The organism is Crossiella sp. SN42, from assembly GCF_023897065.1.
Classification (GTDB): Bacteria; Actinomycetota; Actinomycetes; order Mycobacteriales; family Pseudonocardiaceae; genus Crossiella.
The window spans coordinates 172,242-180,986 of record NZ_JAMHIV010000023.1; the positions used below are offsets into that span (position 1 = coordinate 172,242).

The 8,745-nt window shown below is 69.6% G+C and carries 10 protein-coding genes; 4 read left to right on the top strand and 6 right to left on the bottom strand.

Going from position 1 to position 8,745, the window contains the following annotated elements; all coding sequences use genetic code 11:
- Window positions 1-37 precede the first annotated feature (37 nt).
- Entirely contained in the window at window positions 38-691 is a 654-nt protein-coding gene (gene phoU / locus M8C13_RS27130) for a phosphate signaling complex protein PhoU (protein WP_252483525.1), read from the top strand.
- A gap of 77 nt (window positions 692-768) precedes the next feature.
- On the opposite strand, the gene pstB is transcribed toward phoU, so the two are convergent.
- The 6 genes from pstB to M8C13_RS27160 all read right to left on the bottom strand — a co-directional run bounded on the left by pstB (window position 769) and on the right by M8C13_RS27160 (window position 6,529).
- Window positions 769-1,545, bottom strand: a complete 777-nt coding sequence (pstB, locus tag M8C13_RS27135) for a phosphate ABC transporter ATP-binding protein PstB (protein WP_252483526.1) — start codon at window positions 1,543-1,545, stop codon at window positions 769-771.
- Between the two features lie 16 nt (window positions 1,546-1,561).
- Window positions 1,562-2,476, bottom strand: coding sequence for a phosphate ABC transporter permease PstA (gene pstA / locus M8C13_RS27140; protein ID WP_252483527.1), 915 nt, complete (start codon window positions 2,474-2,476; stop codon window positions 1,562-1,564).
- A complete protein-coding gene (pstC, locus tag M8C13_RS27145; RefSeq protein WP_252483528.1) occupies window positions 2,473-3,426 on the bottom strand; it encodes a phosphate ABC transporter permease subunit PstC in 954 nt (317 codons plus the stop codon). The genes pstA and pstC overlap by 4 nt, the downstream gene beginning before the upstream one ends.
- A gap of 94 nt (window positions 3,427-3,520) precedes the next feature.
- Window positions 3,521-4,636 carry a phosphate ABC transporter substrate-binding protein PstS gene (pstS, locus tag M8C13_RS27150; protein ID WP_252483529.1) on the bottom strand — a complete coding sequence of 372 codons (1,116 nt, stop codon included), beginning with the start codon at window positions 4,634-4,636 and terminating at the stop codon, window positions 3,521-3,523.
- A gap of 213 nt (window positions 4,637-4,849) precedes the next feature.
- Complete coding sequence (gene mshD / locus M8C13_RS27155) at window positions 4,850-5,734, bottom strand: mycothiol synthase (protein ID WP_252483545.1); 885 nt, start codon at window positions 5,732-5,734, stop codon at window positions 4,850-4,852.
- A gap of 54 nt (window positions 5,735-5,788) precedes the next feature.
- Window positions 5,789-6,529 carry a response regulator transcription factor gene (locus M8C13_RS27160; protein ID WP_252483530.1) on the bottom strand — a complete coding sequence of 247 codons (741 nt, stop codon included), beginning with the start codon at window positions 6,527-6,529 and terminating at the stop codon, window positions 5,789-5,791.
- A 155-nt stretch (window positions 6,530-6,684) separates the two neighbouring features.
- On the opposite strand from M8C13_RS27160, the gene M8C13_RS27165 reads away from it, so the two are divergent.
- The 3 genes from M8C13_RS27165 to M8C13_RS27175 are packed head-to-tail and all read left to right on the top strand — an operon-like array spanning window position 6,685 to window position 8,685.
- On the top strand, window positions 6,685-7,434 hold the full coding sequence (locus tag M8C13_RS27165) for a S9 family peptidase (protein ID WP_252483531.1): 750 nt from the start codon (window positions 6,685-6,687) through the stop codon (window positions 7,432-7,434).
- Between the two features lie 28 nt (window positions 7,435-7,462).
- Window positions 7,463-8,275: a DUF2993 domain-containing protein gene (locus M8C13_RS27170; protein ID WP_252483532.1), complete on the top strand. Its 813-nt coding sequence runs from the start codon at window positions 7,463-7,465 to the stop codon at window positions 8,273-8,275.
- The gene (locus M8C13_RS27175) at window positions 8,272-8,685 is read left to right on the top strand and encodes a thioredoxin family protein (RefSeq protein WP_252483533.1); all 414 of its coding nucleotides are present in this window, start codon (window positions 8,272-8,274) and stop codon (window positions 8,683-8,685) included. The genes M8C13_RS27170 and M8C13_RS27175 overlap by 4 nt, the downstream gene beginning before the upstream one ends.
- The last annotated feature ends 60 nt before the right edge of the window (window positions 8,686-8,745 follow it).

The window sequence follows — 8,745 nt, forward strand, 5'->3', positions numbered from 1 at the left end:
GCAGACCTCGCGACCATCGCGACGTAGGCTGACGGGCATGCGCGAGGCCTATCACGAGCAGCTCGATCGTTTCGCCGAGATCCTCGGTGACATGACCGCCGATGTCGCGAAAGCGATGGAGAAGTCGACCGCAGCGCTGCTGAACGTCGACCTCGGCCTTGCCGAACAGGTGATCGACGAGGACGCCAAGATCGACGACGCCCGCGCGGCGGCGGAGGAACAGGCGTTCGCGCTGCTGGCCCTGCAGGCGCCGGTGGCCACCGACCTGCGGGTCGTGGTCGCCGCGATCCACGCCGCGGAGGACTTGGAGCGGATGGGCGACCTGGCCCTGCACGTGGCCAAGGCGACCAGGCGCAGGCACCCCAACGGCGTGCTGCCCGACCAGGTGCGCGAGGACTTCGCCCAGATGGGCCGGGTCGCGGTGGAGCTGGCCAAGAAGGCCGAGCTGGTCATCCGCAACCGGGACGTCGCCCTGGCCGAGCAACTGGAGCAGGACGACGACGAGATGGACGACCTGCACAAGCACCTGTTCACCGTGCTGATGGCCAAGGACTGGCCGCACGGCGTGGCCCCGGCCGTGGACATCACGCTGCTGGGCCGCTTCTACGAGCGCTTCGCCGACCACGCGGTGGCGCTGGCCCGCCGGGTGGTGTTCATCGCCACCGGCAAGATGCCCGGCCGCGAGGACTGATTTCCCTTACGACACAACGAAGGCCGGGTCCCGCGACTGGGACCCGGCCTTCGTGGTTCGTGAGAACCCCTTGGGATTTAACCGAAACGGCCCGAGATGTAGTCCTCGGTGGCCTTCTGGGTCGGGTTGGAGAAGATCTTCTCGGTGTCGTCGACCTCGACCAGGCGGCCCGGCTGGCCGACGCCTGCCAGGTTGAAGAACGCCGTCTGGTCGCTCACCCGCGCGGCCTGCTGCATGTTGTGGGTGACGATGACGATCGTGTAGTCCTTCTTCAGCTCGGTGATCAGGTCCTCGATCGCCAAGGTGGAGATCGGGTCCAGCGCCGAACAGGGCTCGTCCATCAGCAGCACGTCCGGCTGCACCGCGATGGCGCGGGCGATGCACAGACGCTGCTGCTGACCGCCGGAGAGGCCGCCGCCGGGCTTGTCCAGGCGGTCCTTGACCTCTTCCCAGAGGTTCGCGCCGCGCAGCGAGCGCTCGCAGACCTCCTCCAGCTTCTTCTTGCCCTTCATGCCCGCCAGCTTCAGCCCGGCCACCACGTTGTCCCTGATGGACATGGTGGGGAACGGGTTGGGCCGCTGGAACACCATGCCGATGGTGCGCCGGACCGACACCGGGTCCACCGCGGCGGCGTAGATGTCCTCGCCGTCGAGCAGGACCTGACCGTCCACCCGCGCGCCCGGGATCACCTCGTGCATGCGGTTCAGCGAGCGCAGCACGGTGGACTTGCCGCAACCCGAAGGCCCGATGAACGCGGTGACACTGCGCGGCGGCACCTGGAGGGTGACCCCGTCCACGGCGTGGAACTTGCCGTAGTAGATGTTGAGGTCTTTGACGTCGATGCGCTTGGCCATGACTCCTACCGCCCGCTCACTTGGTCTTGATGGCCGAGAGCCGCGAGATGATCGAGGCTACGAGGTTGAACAACATGATCACGATCACCAGGGTGAGCGCCGCGCCCCAGGTCCGGTCGAAGCCGGCGGTCTCGGGGTTGGCGAACTCCGAGTTCATCATCAGCGGCAGGTTGGCCATGTTGCCGTCGAAGATGTTGAAGTTGATGAACGGCGCGTAGGCCACCAGCACCAGCGCCGGGGCCGTCTCGCCCATCACCCTGGCCACGCCGAGCATCGCGCCGGTCACGATGCCGGACATCGCGGTCGGGATGACCACCTTGACGATGGTCTTCCACTTCGGGATGCCCAGCGCGTAGGAGGCCTCGCGCAGCTCGTTGGGCACGATCTTGAGCATCTCCTCGGTGACCCTGATGACCACCGGCACCATCAGCAGCATCAGCGCCAGCGTCACCGCGAAGGAGCTGCGGGAGAAGCCGAAGATGCTGATCCACACCGAGTAGACGAACAGCGCGGCCACGATCGAGGGCACACCGGTGAGGATGTCCACCATGAACGTGGTCAGCTTGCCCAGCTTGCTGCCCACGCCGTACTCGACCAGGTAGATGCCCACCATCACGCCGATCGGCACCGACATCAGCGCGGTGACCAGGCCTTGCACGATGGTGCCGAAGATGGCGTGGTACGCGCCGCCGCCCTCCTCGTAGGGCCGCAGGCCGGAGAGCGAGTGGGTCCACCAGGTGCTGGACAGGATCGGGCCAAGGCCGCGGGACAGGGTGGTGTAGAGCACCCAGACCAGCGGCACGATCGCGACCAGGAAGGCCAGCCCGACCAGCACGGTGGCCAGCACGTTCTTGGTCTTGCGGGCGCCGCTGACCGGCTGGAAGGCCGGGGGCGCCGCCGGGCGTTCGAGGTCGACACTCGCCGTGGTCACGAGTACTCCTTCTTGCGGGCGACGATCGAGCGCGCGGTGGCGTTGACCGCGAAGGTCAGCACGAACAGCACCAGGCCCGCGGCGATGTAGGCGCCTGCCGCCAGCGGGCTGCTGGCCGCCTCGCTGATGCCGAGGGCGATCTTGGAGGCGAAGGTCGAGCCGCCGTCGAAGAGGCTGAAGAACGGCTGCTGCGCGGTGGTGGACAGGATCAGGTACAGCGCCATGGTCTCGCCGAGCGCGCGGCCGAGGCCGAGCATGGAGGCGTTGACGAACCCGGCCTTGCCGAAGGGCAGCACCGTGGTCTGGATGACCTCCCAGCGGGTCGCGCCCAGGGCCAGCGCGCCCTCGATGTGCTCGCGCGGGGTGCGCGCGAAGACCTCGCGGCTGACCCCGGTGACCGTGGGCAGGATCATCACCGCGAGCACCACGCCCGCGGTGAAGATGTGGCCGCCACCGCCGGGGTTCACGTTGCCCTGGGCGAACAACGGGATCCAGCCGAGGTTGGCGGTCAGCCACTCGGCGAAGGGGGTCAGCACCGGTGCGAGCACCTGGATGCCCCACAGGCCGAAGATGATCGAGGGCACCGCGGCCAGCAGGTCGACCACGTAGGCGAAGGGCCTGGCCAGCCGGCGCGGGGCGTACTGGGTGAGGAACAGCGCGATGCCCAGCGAGACCGGCATGGCCAGCAGCAGGGCCAGCAGGGAGGAGGCCACGGTCACCCAGAGCAGGTCCGGGATGCCGAAGCGCAGGTTGTTGAGGTCGTTGGTGTCCCAGGCGTAGGAGAACAGGAAGTTCGCGTTGTTCGCCTGCAAGGACGGGATGGCCTGCAGCAGCAGGAAGATCCCGATGGCGCCGATCAGCGCGACGATGAAGACGCCGGAGCTGCGGGCGAGCCCGCTGAAGATGCGGTCGCCTGGTCGTCGGACCGGCTTGCTCGGCGCGGTGGTCACGGTGGAGATGTGTGCCTCCGGTAGTTCCGGCGATGCGGGCGGTCCTGGTGGGGGACCGCCCGCATCGGGTCGCTCATGACGTCGCGAGCTGGGGTCAGGAGATCGACTTGATCGACTCGGTGAGCTTCGTGCGGAACTCCGCCGGGACCGGCACGTAGCCGATCTTCGGCAGGCGGTCCTGGCCGCCGGTGGAGGCCACGGTCAGGAAGTTCTTCAGCGCGGTCGCGGTGTCCGCGTCGGCGCTCTTGGAGCAGACGATCTCGTAGGTGACCAGCACCAGCGGGTAGGAGCCCGCGGTCTTGTCGGCGTAGAGCGCCTTGAGGTCCAGCACCAGGTCGCCGGGGGTCTTGCTGGTCTGCAGCTTGGCGTTGGCGATGGCCTTGCCGGTGCTGGCGTCGTTGAGCTCCACCGCGCCCGCGCCGCTGTCCAGCTTGGCGATGCCCAGCTTGCTGGCCTTGGCGAAGGAGACCTCGACGTAGGTGATGCCGCCCTCGGTGGCCTTCACCGCGCTGGCCACGTCGGCCGACTTGGCCTTGCCGTCGCCGATGCCGCCCTTGAACTCCTTGCCGTCGCCCTTGGTCCAGGACTGCGGGGCCGCGGCGGCCAGGTACTTCTGGAAGTTGTCCGTGGTGCCGGACTGACCGGAGCGGAAGACCACGCCGATCGCCTTGTCCGGCAGGTTGGCCGAGCCGTTGGCGGCCTTGATGGCCGGGTCGTTCCAGTTCTTGATCGCGCCGCTGAAGATCTTGGCGATCAGGTCCGGGGTGAGGGTCAGGCCCTCGACGCCGGGCAGGTTGTAGGCGATCGCGACCGGGCCGAAGACCAGCGGCAGGTGCAGCGGGGCGGCGCCGCCGCAGCGCTCGGTGGCCTTGGTGACCTCGTCGGCCTTGAGCGGGGAGTCCGAGCCGGCGAAGTCGACCTGCTTGGACAGGAAGTTCTTGATGCCGTCGCCGGAGGAGGAGACGTTGTAGGCGACGTTGAAGTCCTTGCAGGCCTCGACGTAGGAGGCGGTGAACTCGGTCATGGCGTTGCCCTGGGCGGACGAGCCGTCGCCGTTGACCGACTTCTTGCCGCCACAGGCGACCGAACCGGCGGCCGAGCTGGTGGAGCCGCCGGGGGCGGGGGCGTTGTTGTCCGAACCACACGCCGAGAGCAGAAGCGCGCCCGCGGCCACGACTCCGAGCACGGCAGCGTGCTGCTTGATCTTCACCTGAGTCCTCCAGAACGTGGACGGGCGGCGGCACCCGCCCTTCGATTCGGGACGTTAGGGACTGAGGGTGGACAGGTGGCCGTCAGCAGGTGAACGGAAGGTGAACAAGCCACCCCCAGTGACCATTCACACCCCATTGAGGTGATCCTGTGACCCTGGTGCGACCTGCGCGTTTGCACTCCGTGACCGCGCCGTCATCTATTCGTCGCCGCGTCACCGTGACCGCGCGTACTGCACATCGCTGTCCCAATGCGCGAATCCCAGCTTCTCGTATACCCGGATGGCCGCGGTGTTGTCCGACTCCACATAAAGCATTACGGCGGGCAGGCCGCGAACGATCAAATGTCGCAAACCGGCGAGGGTGAGCACCGAGCCGAGCCCGCCGCCCTGGGCGTCCGGGTCCACTCCGACGACGTAGACCTCCCCGATCGGCTGGTTTCCGGTGTCCGGGCGTGGCGCGTGCACCTTGGTCCAGTGGAAACCGACCACCCGCTCGTCCCGGACCGCCAGGAAGAAGCCCTCCGGGTCGAACCAGGGCTCGGCCTCGCGCAGCTCGACGTCCGCGGTGGTCCAGCCGCCCTGTTCGGGGTGCCAGGAGAAGGCCCGGTTGTTCACCTCGACCACGGCGGCCTCGTCCTGGCCGGGCACGAAGGTGCGCAGGCTCAGGCCCTCGGGCAGGGCGCGCTCGGGCAGCTCGCCGCCGAAGGTCATCTTCATCCGCCACAGGTCGCGGGCGCGGGTGAGGCCCAGCCTGGCGCTGATGGCCCTGGCGCCCGGGTGGTCGCCGTGCGCCCAGATCCGCAGCTCGCCGTCGCCGGTGCGCTGGATCAGCTGGTTGACCAGCTCGGTGCCCAGGCCCAGGCGGCGGTGCCGCGGATGCACGGCCAGCTCGGCGACGAACCGGCCGTCGTTGTCCCGGTCGAGGTTCACATAGCCGCCGAGCTCGCCGTCGGCCTGTCTGGCGAGCAGGTGCTCGCCGGAGAGGGTCATCAGCACGTGCTCGCCGACTGGGGCTCGCCCGTCGGCCTCGGCGGCCGCGGCCACCAGGGAACGGACGGCTTCGGCTTCGTCAGGGGACAGCTGTGCCGCCCACGTCATCTGCACCACGGGCTCAACCGTAATCGCGATGACGCGGGCGGGCAGCCGCGGAGATCAGCTGACCGGGATGAAGTCCGGGACCTGCTCGTCCTGGGCCAGCTCGACCCTGGCCGCGCCGGCCCGCGGCGGGCGGACGAACTTGTAGCCCACGTTGCGCACGGTGCCGATCAGCGTCTCGTGCTCAAGGCCGAGCTTGGCGCGCAGCCGCCGCACGTGCACGTCCACCGTGCGGGTGCCGCCGAAGAAGTCGTAGCCCCAGACCTCCTGGAGCAGCTGCGCCCTGGTGAACACCCGGCCCGCGTGCTGGGCCAGGTACTTGAGCAGCTCGAACTCCTTGTAGGTCAGCTCGAGCGGGCGGCCGCGCAGGCGGGCGGTGTAGGTGGCGTCGTCGATCACCAGCTCGCCCAGCACCAGCGCGCCGTCGTTGCCGCGGTGCGCGGCGGCCCGCCGGGAGCGGACCAGGCGCAGCCGGGCGTCCACCTCGGCCGGGCCCGCGGTGGGCAGCAGGATCTCGTCGATGCCCCAGTCCGCGCTGACCCCGACCAGGCCGCCCTCGTTGACCACGGCGACCACCGGGACGTCGATGCCGCTGCTGGTCAGCAGGCGGCAGAGGCTGCGGGCGCCGACCAGGTCGGTGCGCGCGTCCACCAGCACCGCGTCGTGCGGACCGGCCTCCAGCAGCTGGGAGACATCAGGCACCAGCGGCCGCACCTGGTGCGGCAGCAGGGCGAGAGCGGGCAGCACGGACTCCGGGTCGCGGTCCGTGGTCAACAGAAGCAGGTCCACGCTGGTCATGGCGCCGCCTCCTTTCCACGCTCACCGGGTCGCCCCGGCCGCGCGTAGTAGTCAGGCTTCGGCGCCATTGCCGCTGGATGAACGGGAGGATACTCGGCATGGCACTTGTGACAACAGGCCAAGAAACCGGTGTCACACTTCTGACCTCGGACAAGGTGCGGCTGAACGGGTTACTGCTCGGGCCGCGCGACCCCTCGGCCAGCCCGACCGCGGTGGTGGTCGCGCACGGTTTCACCAAGCACACCGGGCGGCCGGACGTACGCCGGCTGTTGCGCCGTTTGGCCTTGCGGCACACCGTGTTGGGCCTCGACCTGCGCGGGCACGGACGCTCCGGCGGGCGGTCCTCGGTGGGGCTGGACGAGTGGCTGGACGTGACCGCGGGAGTGGAGTTCCTGCGCCGCCTCGGCTATCCGAGGGTGACCACCCTGGGATGTTCCCTCGGCGGGTCGGTGGTGTTGCGTCAGGCGGCACTGGCCGAGGGCGCGGCCAAGCCGGAGGCGGTGGTCGCGGTCAGCCCGCCCGCGCGCTGGTGGGTGCGCGAGACCAGCAAGATGCGCCGGGTCAACCAGCTGCTGGAGCTGCCCGGCGGACCGGCCTTCGGCCTGCTGCTCGGGGTCCGGCTCGGGCCGAGGTGGACGCAGGCGCACCCCTCGCCGATCGAGCTGGCGCCGCGGATCGCGCCCACCCCGCTGCTGCTGGTGCACGGCACCTCGGACAACTACTTCCCGGTGGCCGATGTCACCGCGATGCACCGGGCCTGCGGGGCGAGCGCGGAGTTGTGGCTGGAAGAGGGCATGGGGCACGCCGAGTCCTCGCTCACGCCAGGTCTGGTCGACCGGATCAGGGAGTGGTTGAACGCACCCGTTGAGGCAACCCGGACCTCAGTACCCTCGTCCTTGAGGTAACTGCCTCCGACATCCGGAACGGGTTCGTGTGAAGAAGCTAGCCATCGTCCTGGTCGTGCTCATCGGGCTGCTGGTCGCCGCCGACTTCGGCGCGGCCGCGGCGGCGGAGTACCAGGTGTCCACCCGGCTGCGCGCCCAGCTCAAGCTGGCCGACGACCCCGCGGTGCGGATCAACGGCTTCCCGTTCCTCTACCAAGCGCTGGCCGGGGACTACCGCGAGGTCGAGGTCAAGGCCAGCGGGGTGCCGGTGGCCGAGCTGCGCAACGTGGAGGTCGAGGCGACCCTGCGGCACGTGCGCGCGCCACTGTCGGAGCTGCTGTCCGGCTCGGCGCAGAACGTGACCATCGACGAGGTCACCGGCCGGGTCAAGCTGCTCGCCGCGGAGGTGGGCAAGCTGATCAACGTGGCCGACCTGAAGATCGAACCGGCCAACCTGGACGAGCTGCTGGAGCGCAAGCCCAACGGCGACCCGGTGCAGCCGACCGGCAAGCAGCCGGTGGCCGATGACAAGACCGCGCCGGTGAAGCTGACCGGCAGCACCGACATCGCGGGCACCCGCACCCAGGTCACCGTGGTCGGCGTGCTCTCGCTGGTGGAGAACCAGATCGAGGTCAGCCCCAAGCGCCTGCGGGTGAGCAACGAGACCGGCGAGGTGCCACTGCCGCCGGCGGTGGACCGGCTGATCCGGCGCGCCTTCAGCACCCGGATCGACCCCGGCGGCCTGCCGTTCACCGTGGTGCCCACCGGGGTGCGCGCGGAGCACGGGGCCCTGGTGGTGGAGGGCAGCGCGAAGAACGTGCAGCTCGGCGGCGGCGCGGTGCCCAACAGGGGCGGGTCGTGACCCAGGTGTGGGTGGTCCTGGGCGTGCTGGCGCTGACCGGCGCGCTGGGACTGCTGTACCGCTGGCGGAACGGGAAGGTGCGCACGGCGGTGCCCGGTGCCGAGTTGCCTGAAGAAGTCCGGGGCGTGCTGGCCCCCGCCCCGGCGATCACCCTGGTGCAGCTGTCCACCACCTTCTGCGCGCCGTGCCGGCACACCAAGGTGCTGCTCGGCGACGTGGTCCGGCAGGAGCCGAGGCTGCACCACGTGGAGCTGGACGTGACCGAGCGGCCCGAGCTGGCCGAGCGGCTGAAGGTCATGCGCACCCCGACCACGCTGGTGGTGAGCGCCGAACAGCGGGAACTGTTCCGCATCTCGGGACTGCCGAAGCGGGACGAGCTGCTCAACGCCTTGCGCCCCCTCCTGGGCTAGCGGCCCGCGTCAAAGGCCCCACCAGCCAACTCGCCGCGAAAGAGGCGTGGCGCGCCAGCG

Excerpts from the sequence above, each read along its gene's own strand:
- pstB (WP_252483526.1), bottom strand. The coding sequence starts at position 1,545 with ATGGCCAAGCGCATCGACGTCAAAGACCTCAACATCTACTACGGCAAG.
- M8C13_RS27160 (WP_252483530.1), bottom strand. The coding sequence starts at position 6,529 with ATGACCAGCGTGGACCTGCTTCTGTTGACCACGGACCGCGACCCGGAG.
- phoU (WP_252483525.1), top strand. The coding sequence starts at position 38 with ATGCGCGAGGCCTATCACGAGCAGCTCGATCGTTTCGCCGAGATCCTC.
- mshD (WP_252483545.1), bottom strand. The coding sequence starts at position 5,734 with ATGACGTGGGCGGCACAGCTGTCCCCTGACGAAGCCGAAGCCGTCCGT.